This is a genomic window from Moorena sp. SIO3E8, assembly GCF_010692445.1.
Taxonomy (GTDB): Bacteria; Cyanobacteriota; Cyanobacteriia; order Cyanobacteriales; family Coleofasciculaceae; genus Moorena; species Moorena bouillonii.
In genome coordinates, this window is record NZ_JAAHHM010000032.1 from 52,372 (window position 1) to 67,315 (window position 14,944).

At 44.7% G+C, this 14,944-nt stretch carries 10 protein-coding genes; 3 read left to right on the forward strand and 7 right to left on the reverse strand.

Going from position 1 to position 14,944, the window contains the following annotated elements; all coding sequences use genetic code 11:
- Positions 1–99: 99 nt before the first annotated feature.
- Positions 100–240, forward strand: a complete 141-nt coding sequence (locus F6K46_RS16245) for a hypothetical protein (protein ID WP_293053565.1) — start codon at positions 100–102, stop codon at positions 238–240.
- Positions 241–242: 2 nt separating this feature from the next.
- Positions 243–1,748 carry a UbiD family decarboxylase gene (locus F6K46_RS16250; RefSeq protein WP_293053568.1) on the forward strand — a complete coding sequence of 502 codons (1,506 nt, stop codon included), beginning with the start codon at positions 243–245 and terminating at the stop codon, positions 1,746–1,748.
- Positions 1,749–1,777: 29 nt separating this feature from the next.
- Here F6K46_RS16250 and F6K46_RS16255 read toward each other — a convergent pair whose 3' ends face one another.
- The 5 genes from F6K46_RS16255 to F6K46_RS16275 all read right to left on the reverse strand — a co-directional run bounded on the left by F6K46_RS16255 (position 1,778) and on the right by F6K46_RS16275 (position 7,669).
- A complete protein-coding gene (locus F6K46_RS16255; RefSeq protein WP_293053571.1) occupies positions 1,778–1,969 on the reverse strand; it encodes a hypothetical protein in 192 nt (63 codons plus the stop codon).
- 311 nt (positions 1,970–2,280) lie between these two features.
- Positions 2,281–2,520: a CopG family transcriptional regulator gene (locus F6K46_RS16260; RefSeq protein WP_293053574.1), complete on the reverse strand. Its 240-nt coding sequence runs from the start codon at positions 2,518–2,520 to the stop codon at positions 2,281–2,283.
- Positions 2,517–2,954 carry a putative toxin-antitoxin system toxin component, PIN family gene (locus F6K46_RS16265; protein ID WP_293053577.1) on the reverse strand — a complete coding sequence of 146 codons (438 nt, stop codon included), beginning with the start codon at positions 2,952–2,954 and terminating at the stop codon, positions 2,517–2,519. The genes F6K46_RS16260 and F6K46_RS16265 overlap by 4 nt, the downstream gene beginning before the upstream one ends.
- Positions 2,955–3,114: 160 nt before the next feature.
- The gene (locus F6K46_RS16270) at positions 3,115–4,689 is read right to left on the reverse strand and encodes a tetratricopeptide repeat protein (RefSeq protein ID WP_293053580.1); all 1,575 of its coding nucleotides are present in this window, start codon (positions 4,687–4,689) and stop codon (positions 3,115–3,117) included.
- Between the two features lie 721 nt (positions 4,690–5,410).
- Complete coding sequence (locus tag F6K46_RS16275) at positions 5,411–7,669, reverse strand: DUF3160 domain-containing protein (RefSeq protein ID WP_293053583.1); 2,259 nt, start codon at positions 7,667–7,669, stop codon at positions 5,411–5,413.
- A 414-nt stretch (positions 7,670–8,083) separates the two neighbouring features.
- Here F6K46_RS16275 and F6K46_RS16280 point away from each other — a divergent pair, with 414 nt between their 5' ends.
- Positions 8,084–8,239, forward strand: coding sequence for a hypothetical protein (locus F6K46_RS16280; RefSeq protein ID WP_293053586.1), 156 nt, complete (start codon positions 8,084–8,086; stop codon positions 8,237–8,239).
- Here F6K46_RS16280 and F6K46_RS16285 read toward each other — a convergent pair.
- Together F6K46_RS16285 and F6K46_RS16290 are read right to left on the reverse strand one after the other, a co-directional pair.
- Positions 8,236–11,631, reverse strand: coding sequence for a CHAT domain-containing protein (locus F6K46_RS16285; protein ID WP_293053589.1), 3,396 nt, complete (start codon positions 11,629–11,631; stop codon positions 8,236–8,238). The two genes, F6K46_RS16280 and F6K46_RS16285, sit on opposite strands and share 4 nt — an antisense overlap.
- A 161-nt stretch (positions 11,632–11,792) precedes the next feature.
- Positions 11,793–14,780, reverse strand: coding sequence for a tetratricopeptide repeat protein (locus F6K46_RS16290; RefSeq protein ID WP_293053609.1), 2,988 nt, complete (start codon positions 14,778–14,780; stop codon positions 11,793–11,795).
- Positions 14,781–14,944: the final 164 nt, after the last annotated feature.

Consider the following 14,944-nt stretch of genomic DNA (forward strand, 5'->3'; position numbering starts at 1 on the left):
AGGTGCTGGTAGATTGAAGGAGCTTCCAGCCAGAAGCCAGGAGTCGGTTAGGGTTAAATCTGTAATTATAGCGCTGATCAGAGTAATGAGGTATACAGAATGTTTCCCCTACTCCCGATTCCCGATTCCCGATTCCCGATTCCCGATTCCCGATTCCCGACTCCCCTTAACCCAAGACTAAACTCCCTCAGCCAATTGAGAACTGGTATAGTAAGAGTAACTCAGCTTTACAAATTGTAATCATGGCCAGAGACCTAAGGGGATTTATCCAAGAGCTAGAACAGAAGGGACAATTACGGCGGATTAAGGCTTTAGTTGACCCAGATTTGGAAATTGCTGAGATATCAAACCGGATGCTACAAGCGGGTGGACCTGGCTTGCTGTTTGAGAATGTAAAAGGGTCATCCTTTCCGGTTGCGATTAATTTAATGGGAACAGAAGAACGGGTTTGCTGGGCGATGAATCGGTCAACCCCGGAAGATTTGGAAACTCTGGGCAAGAAGCTAGGGATGCTGCAACAACCAAAGCCACCTAAGAAAATTTCCCAGGCGGTGGAATTTGGCAAAATTTTGTTTGATGTGGTGAAAGCTAAACCAGGTCGAGACTTTTTCCCTCCTTGTCACCAGGAGGTGGTGCAGGAAAATGATTTGGATTTGAATACATTACCCCTGATTCGCCCTTATCCCGGTGATGCTGGCAAGATTATTACCTTAGGATTGGTGATTACTAAAGATTGTGAGACTGGTATTCCTAATGTGGGGGTTTATCGGCTACAACTGCAGTCTAAGACTACGATGACCGTGCATTGGCTCTCGGTCAGGGGTGGAGCACGACATTTGCGCAAGGCGGTGGAGAGAGGACAGAAATTAGAAATTGCGATCGCACTCGGTGTTGACCCCCTGATTATTCTGGCCGCTGCTACTCCCATACCGGTTGACCTGTCGGAATGGCTCTTTGCTGGACTCTATGGTGGGTCTGGGGTTAACCTAGCTAAATGTAAAACCTTAGATTTAGAGGTACCAGCGGATTCTGAGTTTGTCCTGGAAGGCACGATTACTCCAGGGGAAATGTTGCCAGATGGTCCCTTTGGTGACCACATGGGGTATTACGGTGGAGTGGAGGATTCCCCCTTGATTCGCTTCCACTGTATGACTCACCGCAAGGATCCGATTTATTTAACTACCTTTAGTGGGCGTCCACCGAAAGAAGAAGCCATGATGGCGATCGCACTCAATCGGATTTATACCCCGATCCTGCGGCAACAAGTCTCAGAAATTGTGGATTTCTTCTTGCCCATGGAAGCTCTGAGTTATAAAGCGGCCATTATTTCGATTAAGAAAGCCTATCCAGGACAAGCGCGACGGGCTGCTTTGGCGTTTTGGAGTGCGTTGCCTCAATTTACCTACACCAAGTTTGTGATTGTGGTGGATGAGACTATTAATATTCGCGACCCCCGTCAAGTGGTGTGGGCGATTAGTTCTAAAGTTGACCCAGTCCGGGATGTATTTATTTTGCCTAATACTCCCTTTGATAGTTTGGATTTTGCCAGTGAAAAGATTGGCTTAGGGGGACGGATGGGTATTGATGCTACTACTAAGATTCCACCGGAAACCGAACATGAATGGGGCGCAACGTTGGAGTCAGATGGGGATGTAGCAGCGATGGTAGATAGACGTTGGGCTGAGTATGGGTTAGGGGATTTGGATTTGAAGGATGTTGATCCGAATTTGTTTGGGTATGATATGTAATTTATACATCAGCGGTCAGCGGTCAGTGGTCAGCGGTCAGCTTCAAATAGATGACTAGAAAGCGTTGCTGAATCTTCGGATGAATAGCAGTAGAGTGGGCATCCTGCCCGCGCGAAATTATATTGAAACTGGCAAGATGCCAGTTCCACCAAGATGCCAGTTCTACCAAGATGCCAGTTCCACCAAGATGGCCATTCTACCTCACTCTTAAAATCATTCAATTATTAAGCAATGCCTACTAAAGTACCTACACAAAATTAATTTCCTACTCTCAATCTCTGTAACCCTTACAATGTAAGGGTTTTAGTTTTGGTAAATGTGTAATTAATTTTGTGCACCTGCTTAAACAGCGATTGGCCTATGGCCACGCTACGCGATGAAGCGAAGCTTCCGCGCTTATGCGATCGCATAAATCCCCTTAGAGGTTTTATATAGCACTATGCATTAAGGTGTTTGACATTTATAAAAGCAGCACAAGCTATTATAGTCAGCTATTGCCTATTGCCTCTTGCCTCTTGCCTTGCGCGTAGCGCTATACCAACTCATCCCCTGCTATAGGTTCTGTATCTGGCACTGATGCTAATATTTGATCAAAACGGTTGTAATCGGCTTTTTCAGCATAACTCTGCAAGAGTCGTACAACTTTCTGACCTTCAATTTTTTCGGTAACAGCACTCACTAACCACTGCTCGATAGAAACTTGATTTTCTTCAGCAAGACGTTGAATTTCTTTCAACAATGTCTCAGGTAATTGTAAAGGATAATAATTCATTCGCTAACTTGCTCCTGTAAATTGAGAGAGTGAACCAACTCTCCTGGTCGAACAACTTCAATCCCGAAATATTTGGCAGCTGGCAAAAAATCTTGTACATTAAAAGTGACAATAGCTTGGGCTTGAGCATTAATCGCACATTCCAAAACCATTTCATCATCTGGATCACTTAACTGAGGTCGCCACTTCCAATAAATTCGGATGGGTCTGAATACATCGGCAAGCACACCCAAAATCACGTCAACATCTTCTGATGTCGTCCAAAAATTCTGTAGGTTTTCATCTCGCTTTAAAACTTCAGCATATTCTAGAAACAATGCTTCAGAAACTCCACCTACAATTAATCCTTGACGAATGGCTTTCAAGATTAAAAAACTAGCACCTCGTCGAGAACGTAATGCAGCGACAAAAATATTAGTATCAAAGACATACATATCTGTTTTTTGACCACTGCATCAACTGTAGATCTGTATTATACACTTTCCCAACTTCTATATTTAATCCAAGTCAGCTTCAGCTGTTGGCTTTTGGCTGATAGCAGTTCCTAAGCATATGGTTAGGAACTGCTATATTGTTAGTTCAATAGAGTTGGCTTCACCTTGACAAGTCTATTTCGCGTTTGATAGCCAAACTCTGCTGCTGGAAATCATTCGCTTTTGAGTAGTCGCCCAAGGCACGGTAAGTAATGGCGATATTGTTGAGAGAGTTAGCCTCACCGGCGCGATCGCCTATTTCTCGTTTAATAGCCACACTCTGCTCGAAGTGTTCAATGGCCTTTCGGTAGTCTTTGAGGTTTCCGTAAACCATGCCAAGATTGTTCAGAGAGCTAGACTCAGCTGAGCGATCGCGCATTTGTCGTGCAATAGCTAAACTCTGCTGTAAGTTTTCAAGGGCCTTTTGGTACTGCCCCAGGGAATAGTAAATATTACCGAGATTGTAAAAAGAATCAGCCTCACCGCTGCGATCGCGTATTTGTCTATAAAGAACCACACTCTGCTGGTAGCTTTTAATTGCTTTTGGATAGTCCCGCACAATACGGTAAGCATTACCGAGATTGTAAACAGAATTAGCCTCACCAAGGCGATCGCCTATTTCTCGATAAATAATCACACTCTGCTGGAGGTTTTCAATGGCTTTTGGGTAGTTCCGTAGTTTGTTGTAAGCAATACCTAAACCATCGATAGCAGGAAGTTCACCAAGGCGATCGCCTATTGCTTGTGCAATGGTTAAACTCTGCTGGAAGTTTTCAATGGCCTTTTGGTAGTTTCCCAGGAAATAGTAAGAAAAGCCGAGATTGTTCAGAGACTTAGCCTGACTTTTCTGATCGCCTATTTCTCGGTCAATAGCTAAACTCTGCTGGTAGAAATTAATAGCTTTTCGGTAATCCCCCAGATTTTGGTAAGCATTACCGAGATTGCTCAGAGACTTAGCCTGACCGCTGCGATCGCCTATTTCTCGGTCAATAGCTAAACTCTGCTGGTGAAAATCAATGGCTTTTCGGTAGTCCCCCAGATTTTTGTAAGCAATACCGAGATTGGTCAGAGACTTAGCCTGACTTTTATGGTCGCCTATTTCGCGGCCAATAGCTAAACTCTGCTGGTGAAAATCAATGGCTTTTTGGTAGTCCCCCAGATTTTCGTAAACAATACCAAGATTTGCCAGAGATTCAATCTGAACGTAGCGGTATTTGATTGCTCGTGCAATAGCCAAACTTTGCTGGAGGTTTTCAATCGCCTTTGGGTACTTTTTTAGCTTTCTGTAAGCAATACTGATATTGTTCAGAGAGTTAGCCTGACCTTTGAGATCGCCTATTTCGCGGCTAATAGCTAAACTCTGCTGGTGGTTTTCAATGCTCTTTTGATAGTCCCCTAGGTCTATGTAAACAAGACCGATATTATTGAGAGATGACGCCTCACTAGGCCTATCGCCTATTGCTCGATAAATAGTCAGTGCCTTCTGCCAAGACTGCAATGCTTCCTGAAATTGCCTTAGTTTAAGCTGCATAAAACCTTGACTAACAAGTTGGTCAGCTTGAGCTTGACGGCTTTGTGACGTTTGAGCTAATGTTGCAGAAGCTGGTAATAGGAGTGAATCATTAAATAGTAACGTTGGGGAGAAACTACCTAATAAAGCCAGAAGGATAATTAATCGAAATTTTGGAAATTTCATGGCGATAACACAAAAAATAAGAGAATAAGGAATCGGTGGTTTTTCTGTTAAAATTCACCCGTTACTTCGTTAATTTCTCCCAGTACAATAATCAACCAAGGGCTGTGAATTAATTTTTTATCAACCCACCTGCTGCAATAAATAGGGCTTGCTGATTAACTCTCAAAGCATTTCAAGATAAATGTGTTAGCCTTTTTTGGTCTCTAAAAGTGCCAGCTTTTCGGTCGAAAAAGCTCAAAAAATTAGCATACAAAGACAAGAGCCGAAAAATAAAGGGACAAGTCTTCCGACTACCTTCTATATAATTCCCATTTCTCCTAACTCCTGACTCCTAACTCCTGACTCCTACCAATACCAAAAGACTTTTTCAGCAAACCCTAAATATGGCCAATTCTGAGGGAGGGTTTTATCCTAGGAATTAGCCAAACCTAGTTGAGCAAGTTTGGTGAGGGCATCAAACCACAAACCTTTGGGCATACTGGAAGTTTGAAGCTCGAAAAAATTTATCTATGTATATAACAGTGTTAGATGGGTAAATTATGAAAACCAGTGGTATTTATTTTTTCATTTACCCAAAACTAAGCCACTAATCAGTAAACCTTTTTGGAAATTTTATGGCCATCAAACAAGACTTATTTCAGAAATCTGTAATAGCGGATCTCGGAACATGTAACAGTGGAAAATAATTCACGAAAATCCATTGATCGCTACTCCCTAATCCCTACTCCCCAGGAGGAGAGAACTCATTCAAGAACTCATCAACTACAAGATAGCTTTTTGTCCAGTTGGGACGAGGTGGAAGCTTGCCAGTTTGGATATCTTTTTTCCACTCAGAATCTGATTTACGGGATACTTCTGGCATCTCAAATTCATAATGGCTCAACACTGGTCCAGCAAAGACCATTTTGTCTTCACCGTTGTCCACTGCAATCATCAACAAATCGATATTACCCACGCCCTGGTGAAGTACACTGCCTGGATCTCCCACCATTGGATCCGGTACATTTGTGTGTACATCCGCAACAATGGCATCCCACTTATCAGAATCCTCAGGTTTCTTATAGAAAAGGCTGGGATACCAACCGGTATAAGTCGGACCCCCTGAAGCAAACTGTTCAATTTCAACAACCTTTTCTAGGAAGTTGGTTTGGGCTTCGGTAAGTTCCTGTTGTGCTAATTCCTTGAGTGCTATTTCCTTCAGGATAGTTAACTGCTGGCTGAAATTTTTGAAGAATTTAGTTTGTTTTTGCTGAATCTTTCGGAAGCGCTTCGGAAAGGGAGTGTTTTTGATTAACTTCCCCGCCAAAACTGCCATTTTTTCAAAGCGTTCCCAGAATTCGGGTCTCGGCTCCACAAAACCAGCTGGATAGTAGCATAAGGTTCCACCGGTGTAGGATTGTTTGGCGTAAAGGATGGTGTCGTGGCGCAGTTGTGTCCATGACGCTAGTTGTGTATTGAGTGTCTTCATCCCCCAGGCACGGGTACGCATGGCTTCCGGGTATTTGGAGTCCGTAGTGGGTTTGGAAAGTTCCCGCAAGGTTGCCAGCCAATTCATGTAAAGGTTTTCTTCCCAAGCAGAAGGATTTAGCTTTTCAACCACATTAAAGGCTGCGGCTAGGTTGTGTTGATAGTTGAGACCATCTCGGAACTCATGCCCATTCTGGTTTGTGATCCGATCAACCAGTTCTGGTACTACTTGAGTGTTTCCCAAAGTGGCGAATGCTACATCTAATCCACTTGGTACACGGCGCTGAACTTTCTTGCGATTCCAAATAATATCATCGTAGACGACTTTGCTCAACATCCAGCTATCCAAGATAAATTTTTGACCGATAACTGTAAAGGAGTGGGGCATTATAGCTTGAATCTGATCGTTTTCCGGACTAAAGTAAACATGACTCCTGATGTTTTGAAAACCTAGGTTGTTAGCTGAAATTTTAGTTTGCAGCTGCTCTAAGGTGGATAAATCTTTAATATCTGTCGGAGATTTAATCTTAGCTTGTTTTAATAGGTCAGCTAGTTGAGCAAACGTCATGGAATCAGTTGGACCGACAAAGGTCTGGAGCATTTGGTCAAAATCTTGCCATTGCTCGAACTTACCAGATTGTTTTAAGAGATCATTGAGGATTATGGCTGCACCCAATTCCCGTGGAGAAGCCTCTTCCGGTTTACCTGCAATCCGTAGATCGACTCTACCGCACCACATTACTGCCCGGAAATATTTCTTAAGAGTCTCGGAATTCTCATAATGCCCACGTACCTTGAATTGAGAAAAATCCATCTCGCGCTTACGCCCGAACAGCTCAAATTTCTGGAGTTGCTCTGCTTCTATGGCTTTGAGGGTTGCTGCCACACGGGCATCCTGATTTAATTTGGTCTTAACTGCTTCTCCTGCTAATAAAGAACGAGCGACTCCTAGAAAGTAGTCGGCATCGATTAAACTTAGGTCAAGGACACCATCGCCATATTGATTACTGGCTTCTGGGATTTTATCTGCCATTCCTGTGAGAATTTCATCTAGTGATGTGGCAAGATAACTTTCTTCTAGTTCTTCTAACATGGCGTCATAAGAACGATGCCAAGCATGAAGCAAGGCATCAGCGGAAACGAAAACTGGTAAATCGTTGTTATAGATTTGGTAGAATGATTGAGCGAAACTCTTTGTCCCCATGCGCTCACTGACAACAAAGCCTTGTTTATTGAATACTTCCAGTTCATTTGAATTGAGGCGGAAAAAGCTGTCATTGAACAAATCCCAAAATTGAGCTTGGGTGGGATCCCAACTAATTTGTGTTAGATAGTCAACCTTGGCATCGTAACGTTTAGCAAATTCTTGGGGTGAAATCTGTCCAATCTTATCCAATTCCTGAGCGAAGGTAGGGTTGTAACCAAAGACATCAGGTGAAACTTCTGCTGAAGCTGGGTTGACCAAAAGTTTGGAACTGTCAATCCCATCTTCGAGGAAAGTATGGTTGCTCATCAGAATTAACAATACAATGATCGGAGCAATAATTAGCTTGCTTAATTTATTGAAAAGCTTCATCATTAATCAGGGAACAGGGAATATAAAACAGAAAATAGACAACAGGGTTGGGAGCATGTAAACTTTGTAATTAGGTAAATAGATCCCCCCTAACCCCCCTTAAAAAAGGGGGGAATTAGATTGAAAAGTCCCCCTTATTAAGGGGGATAATGGGGGATCTGAATCAGGGATTAAGAAAATTGACATGCACCTACAGCGTTAAGCATATGCGCTACGCGAACAGCTCTCAGCTTTGGCCTTAACGGCTGACCGCTTACTGGTAAATGCTTAGAAGCTATTTAGCTGTTTACACCCAAGATTACAAATTAATAAAGACCTAGGTTGGTTTACGTCTTTCCAAAAATAGTTCTGTTGCCTGTCTATAATACTTATCAGTCTTGTTTTGACTATTTATGCAAAACGTTAAAGCAAGTCATCTATAGCAGTTCTCCCCTACTCCCTACTCCCGATTCCCGATTCCCGATTCCCGATTCCCGATTCCCGATTCCCTACTCCCGATTCCCCTAAAGCGCCTCCCCAATCAACGTAAATGCTGCCCAATCTTTGGGATTACCTGACTTCGGAATCATGGTCAACATCGCTTGGCGCAACGCTTGAGCTTTATCCCCTGTTCTCTCAAGATTCCGATAAAACTCCGTCATCAATTCTGTGGTTTTATCATCAGGAATTGACCACAAGGACACCATCACACTAGGAACACCGGCTGCAACTAAAGACCGAGATAAACCAATCACTCCCTCACTGTTGATCTCACCCACTCCGGTCTCGCAGGCACTGACTACTACTAGTTCGGCACTGAGTTTCATGTCAAAGATTTCTTCCGCAGTTAGTAGTCCGTCCTCTCCTACAGAAGGAGCCAAGGCGATCGCACTCCCAATACCTCCAATACGCTTGGGAGCAAATAACCCGTGGGTAGCAAAATGAATATACCTGGCCTTGGGCATCTGGCGTTTAACTTTGGTTTCGGTAGCGTCTTGTCCCAATAAGAGTTGAGCGTTTACAGCAATTTTCGCCCCCCTAGCCCCCCAACTTTGGGGGGAACTTGAGTTAAAGTCCCCCAGAATTGGGGGATTTAGGGGGCTTGTAGCTAAAGGTCGTGAGGTCGATTCATCTGAAAACAGCTGTAACTGGGAGGCAACGTTTTTAGCTTCCTGTTCAGCACCGTCGAGAGGAGATAATTGCTGAGGTGTTTTTCCAGGAGCTGGTCGTACCTCGGGCATGGTAGGATTACCAACTACCAGGGCAATTTGGGATGATTTAGGAAGGTTTTTCCGTTGCTGATGGGTTAAGCCCAAGACTTCGATGGAGGGAGCAGTGAGGATGGTGTGTTTCTCAATTAAGTACTTTTTCTCCTGGTCTTGCAGGGCTGGGAAGGGCACAGAAAACAGTTCTCTGTGAGGGATGAAGACTACACGGGCATTTTCATCCTTGGGCAGTAAGTCTGCAATCGGCTCAATCAAAAGTTGATGAAGCTTTTGTAAATGTGGTTTGTCAATATTAGGGGAATCCACAATCTTGTCAACATCAGTGATTGGGCGCTCGACTGTTACCCCTTCTTCCCACCCTGGTAAATTGAGTCGTAAAGTACCTTGTTGACCATTAACTTCAACCACTTGCCACCGTTCCTCAAACTGGTCATCCTGGAGTTTGACCCAATCACCCTTTGACGGTTGGCCGGAAGAGTCACTACTGCGACATTGACCATGATTTCCAAGGCAAGCATATCCTTTGTCAATCAGCTGTTGAACAGAGGTATCTGGAGGTAGTTTAACCGAGCGCCATTCAATTTTCCCCGTAGGCTGGATCACCCAAACATAGATTCCTTCATCGGGAATAATAGAATATTCCACGAGTGTGGCCTTCTGCTGCCGGGCAATATGTTTGATTTTCTTGATGCTAAGGTCAGTTGCTGGAGTATCTAGTTCTGGCAATAGACCCTTTCTCAGTAATTCCGCCAAAGCACGAGCACGTCCCCTCTCGGCAACTTCCAATGCAGCATCTGTTTTATTTCGAGCAATTAGAACTTCCTGCAAAAGGCTATAGGTATTAGAGTGCTTCTCAGAGAGAGGAATTGTCTGAATATCTTGCAAGCCTGTTGCTAGATATTCTATAACCTCTATTCCTTTGGTGAGGGTGGTTTCAGCTTGTTCAAGATTACCTAATTGAAATAGAGAATATCCTAAGTTATAGAGGGAGTTTACTTCCTGGTTCTGGTCTTTTATTTGCCTTGCAATCTTTAAACTCTGCTGGTAGTTTCCAATCGCTTTTTGGTAGTCCCCCTGGGAACGGTAAGCAATTCCGAGACCAATCACAGAGTTAGCCTCACCTTGCTGGTCTCCTATTGCTTGTGCCATCTTTAAACTCTGCTCGAAGTTTTTAATGGCCTTTGGGTAGTCCCCTTGGGCTTGGTAAGCATGGCCGAGACCACTCAAAGAGTTAGCCTGACCTCTGGGATCCCTTATTGCTCGTGCAATATCCAAACTCTGCTGGTAGTGTTTAATGGCTTCTCGGTAATTCCCCTGGGCATGGTAAGCATGGCCGAGACCACTCAAAGAGTTAGCCTCACCTGTGCGATCGTTTATGTCTGGTGGAATATTTAAACTCTGCTTGAACTTTGTAATTGCTTCTGAGTAGTCCCCCAGGGAATTGTAAGCATGGCCGAGATTGTTCAGAGATGCAGCCTCACCTATGCGATCGCCTATTTGTTGGTAAATATCCAAACTCTGGTGGTAGTGTTTAATGGCTTCTCGGTAATTCCCCTGGGCATGGTAAGCATGGCCGAGACCACTCAAAGAGTTACCCTCACCTCTGAGATCCTCTATTGCTCGTGCCATCTTTAAACTTTGCTCGAAGTTTTCAATGGCCTTTTGGTAGTTCCCCTGGTTTTGGTAACTATAGCCGAGATTGACCAAAGATGCCACCTTGCCTTGGCGATCGCCTATTGCTTCTGTAATGGTTAAACTTTGCTCGTGGTTTTCAATAGCTTTTGGAGAGTCCCCCAAGGAATGGTAAGCATTGCCGAGACCAATCCGAGAGCTAGCCTCACCTGTGGGATCGCCTATTGCTCGTGCAATATTTAAACTTTGCTCGAAGTTTTCAATGGCCTTTTGGTATTCCCCCTGGGCATTGTAAGAATGGCCAAGACCAATCAGAGAGTTAGCCTGACCTCTGAGATCCTTTATTGCTTGTGCCATCTTTAAACTTTGCTCGTGCTTGTCAATAGCCTTTGGGTAGTCCCCCTGGGCATGGTAAGCATTGCCGAGATTGACCAAAGATGCCACCTTGCCTTGGGGATCTTTTATTTCTCGGTAAATTGCCAAACTATCCTGGTGTTTGTCAATGGCCTTTCGGTACTTCCCCTGGGAATTGTAAGCATTGCCGAGACCACTCAAAGAGTTAGCCTCACCTTGCCGGTCTCGTATTGCTCGTGCCATCTTTAAACTTTGCTGGAAGTTTTTAATGGCCTTTGGGTATTCCCCCTGGGCATGGTAAGCATAACCGAGACCAATCAAAGAGTTAGCCTCACCTTGCTGGTCTCGTATTGCTCGTGCCATCTTTAAACTTTGCTGGTGGTTGTCAATGGCCTTTGGGTACTTCCCCAGGGCATGGTAAGCATTGCCGAGACCAATCAAAGAGTTAGCCTCACCTTGCTGGTCTTCTATTGTTTGATAAATAGTGAGTGCCTTCCGCCAAGACTCCAATGCTTTCCGAAATTGACTCACTTTATACTGCTGACTACCTTGTTCAAAAAGTCGGTAAGCTTCCGCTTTACCGCGTTCTGAAGTTTGAGCTAGTGCTGGAGAAGTTGGTAATAGGCTTGAGACATTACCTAGTGACGGTGGTGAAAAACTAGCTAGTATACCGAGGAGTGCAATAGTGGCTATTCTAGAAGCTTTCATGGTTATTATCCCTATATCAACTTGCAATCAACTCAAAGAACAGAATTCTATTTATTTAACGGTGGTAGAATAGCCAAATAATGCAAGTGCGATCGCAAAACTCAGAATTTCCACTAATCTCAATCCAGGAAAGTGCGATCGCCTCACCAAAAGTTGTTTTCTCAATTAGCTTCACCAATCAACGTAAATGCTGCCCAATCTTTCGGATTACCTGACTTCGGAATCATAGTCAACATCGCTTGGCGCAACGCTTGAGCTTTATCCCCTGTTCTCTCAAGATTTCGATAAAACTCGGTCATCAACTCTGTGGTTTTCTCATCAGGGATTAACCGCAAGGAAACCATCACACTGGGAACACCCGCTGCCACAAAGGAACGAGATAAACCAATCACCCCCTCACTGTTGATGTGACCGACTCCGGTCTCGCAGGCACTGACTACTACTAGTTCGGCACTGAGTTTCATGTCAAAGATTTCTTCAGCAGTTAGTAGTCCGTCCTCTCCGTTTGAAGGAGCCAAGGCGATCGCACTCCCAATACCTGGAATACGCTTTGGATCAAATAACCCGTGGGTAGCAAAATGAATATACCTGGCCTTGGGCATCTGGCCTTTAACTATGGCTTCGGTAGCGTCTTGTCCCAATAGGGGTTGAGCGTTTAACTGGGAAGCAATGTATTTAGCTTCCTGTTCCGCACCCTTGAGAGCAGATAATTGCTGAGGTGTTTTTCCAGGAGCTGGTGGTACCTCGGGCATGGTAGGATTACCAACTACCAGGGCAGTTTGGGCTGAATTAGGAAGGTTTTTCCGTTTCTGATGGGTTAAGCCCAAGACTTCGATGGAGGGAGCAGTGAGGATAGTGTGTTTCTCAATTAAGTACTTTCCCTCCTGGTCTTGCAGGGCTGGAAAGGGCACAGAAAACAGTTCTCTGTGAGGGATGAAGACTACGCGAGCATTCTCATCAAAGGGCAGTAAGTCTGCAATCGGCTCAATCAAAAGTTGATGAAGCTCTTGTAAGCGTGGTTTTTTAATATTAGGGGAATTCACAATCCTGGCAACATCAGTAATTGGGCGCTCGACTGTTACCCCTTCTTCCCACCCTGGTAACTTGAGTCGTAAAGTACCTTCGTCAGGATTAACTTCAACCACTTCCCACCGTTCCTCGAACTGGTCATCCTTCAATTTGACCCAATCACCCTGGGACGGTTGCCGGGAAGAGTGACTACTGCGACATTTCCCATCGTCTGCAAGGCAATCATATCCATTTTTAAGCAGTTGCTGGAGAGAGGTATCTGGAGGCAGTTGAACCAAGCGCCATTCAATTTTGCCCGTAGGCTGGATCACCCAAATAGAGATTCTTTGATCGTAACTAATTGAGTATTCCACGAGTGTGGCCTTCTGCTGCTGGGCAACCTGTTTGATTTTTTTGAGGCTAAAGTCAGTTGGTGGAGTATCTAGTTCTGGCAATAGCCCCTTTCTCAGTAATTTTGCCAAGGCATAAGCACGTCCCCTCTCCGCAACTTCTAATGCAGCATCAGTTTTATTTCGAGCGATTAGTACTTCCTGCAAATTGCGATAGGTATTAGATTGCTTCTCAGAGAGGGTAATTGTATCATTATCCTGCAAGCGTGATCGTAGAGATTCCATAACCACCATGGCTTTGGTGAGGGTAGTTTCAGCTTGTTCAAGATCACCTGAGTTAAACAGAGCTAATCCTAAGTTATTTAGGGATATACCTTTCACCGGCTGGTTTTTTATTGCTCGTGCAATGGTTAAACTCTGCTGGAGGTTTTCAATGGCCTTTGGGTAGTCTCCCAGGGAATGGTAAGCATTACCGAGACCAATCAGAGAGGTAGCCTCACCAAGGCGATTGCCTATTGCTCGTGCAATCTTTAAACTCTGCTGGAGGTTTTCAATGGCCTTTGGGTAGTCCCCCTCGGAATGGTAAGCAATGCCGAGACCATTGACAGACTCAGCCTCACCAAGGCGATTGCCTATTGCTCGTGCAATGGTTAAACTCTGCTGGTAGTATTCAAGGGCCTTTGGGTAGTCCCCCTCGGAATGGTAAGCATTGCCGAGACTACTCAGAGAGGTAGCCTCACCAAGGCGATTGCCTATTGCTCGTGCAATCTTTAAACTCTGCTGGTAGTATTCAAGGGCCTTTGGGTAGTCTCCCAGGGAATGGTAAGCAAGACCGAGATTGCCCAAAGAAGAAGCCTCACCAAGGCGATCCCCTATTTCTCCTGCAATGGTTAAACTCTGCTGGAAGTTTTTAATGGCATTTGGGTAGTCTCCCAAGGAATGGTAAGCATTACCGAGACCATTGAGAGAGTTAGCCTCACCAAGGCGATCCCCTATTTCTTGTGCAATCTCCAAATGCTGCTGGAGGTTTTCAATAGCTTTTGGGTAGTCCCCCTGGGAATAGTAAGCAACACCGAGATTGCCGAAATATGAAGCCTCACCAAGGCGATCGCCTATTGCTCGTGCAATGGTTAAACTCTGCTGGTGCTTTTTAATGGCCTTTGGGTAGTCCCCCTGGGAATGGTAAGCAATGCCGAGACTATTCAGAGATGCAGCTTCACCTTTGCGATCGCCTATTTCTCGATAAATAGCCAAACTCTGCTGGTAGTTTTCAATGGCCTTTGGGTAGTCCCCCTGGGAATGGTAAGCATTGCCGAGATTGCCCAGAGAGTTAGCCTCACCTCTGGGATCGCCTATTGCTCGTGCAATGGTTAAACTCTGCTGGAGGTTTTCAATGGCCTTTGGGTAGTTTCCCAGGGAACGGTAAGCCATGCCAAGATTGTTCAGAGAGTTACCCTCACCAAAGCGATCGCCTATTTCTCGGTAAATTGCCAAACTCTGCTGGAGGTTTTCAATGGCCTTTGGGTAGTCCCTCAGGGAACGGTAAGCATTAGCGAGACCATTGAGAGAGTTAGCCTCACCAAGGCGATTGTCTATTTCTCGGTGAATAGCCAAACTCTGCTGGAGGTTTTCAATGGCCTTTGGGTAGTCTCCCAGGGAACGGTAAGCAACACCCAGATTACCCAGAGAGTTACCCTCACCTTGCCGGTCTCCTATTTCCCGATAAATAGTGAGTGCCTTCTGCCAAGACTGCAATGCTTCCCGAAATTGACTTACTTGAAACTGCTCAATACCTTGATTAAAAAGTCGGTCAGCTTCAGCTTTACGGCAGGGCTATTTCATTCTCATGAAAGCTAATAAATGCTAGGCTTACAAGTTAGCTGAGAGTTTCATGAGTGACCATGCGTTTGTCTGCCCAATCTGCCCCTGCTGTCTCAGTTCCTAGCCTCACCCCA

Bases quoted from the DNA above. Each gene is read 5' to 3' on its own strand.
- F6K46_RS16270 (WP_293053580.1), bottom strand. From the start codon at position 4,689: ATGAAATTTCCAAAATTTCGATTAATTATCCTTCTGGCTTTATTAGGT.
- F6K46_RS16285 (WP_293053589.1), bottom strand. From the start codon at position 11,631: ATGAAAGCTTCTAGAATAGCCACTATTGCACTCCTCGGTATACTAGCT.
- F6K46_RS16275 (WP_293053583.1), bottom strand. From the start codon at position 7,669: ATGAGCAACCATACTTTCCTCGAAGATGGGATTGACAGTTCCAAACTT.
- F6K46_RS16245 (WP_293053565.1), top strand. From the start codon at position 100: ATGTTTCCCCTACTCCCGATTCCCGATTCCCGATTCCCGATTCCCGAT.
- F6K46_RS16260 (WP_293053574.1), bottom strand. From the start codon at position 2,520: ATGAATTATTATCCTTTACAATTACCTGAGACATTGTTGAAAGAAATT.
- F6K46_RS16265 (WP_293053577.1), bottom strand. From the start codon at position 2,954: ATGTATGTCTTTGATACTAATATTTTTGTCGCTGCATTACGTTCTCGA.
- F6K46_RS16250 (WP_293053568.1), top strand. From the start codon at position 243: ATGGCCAGAGACCTAAGGGGATTTATCCAAGAGCTAGAACAGAAGGGA.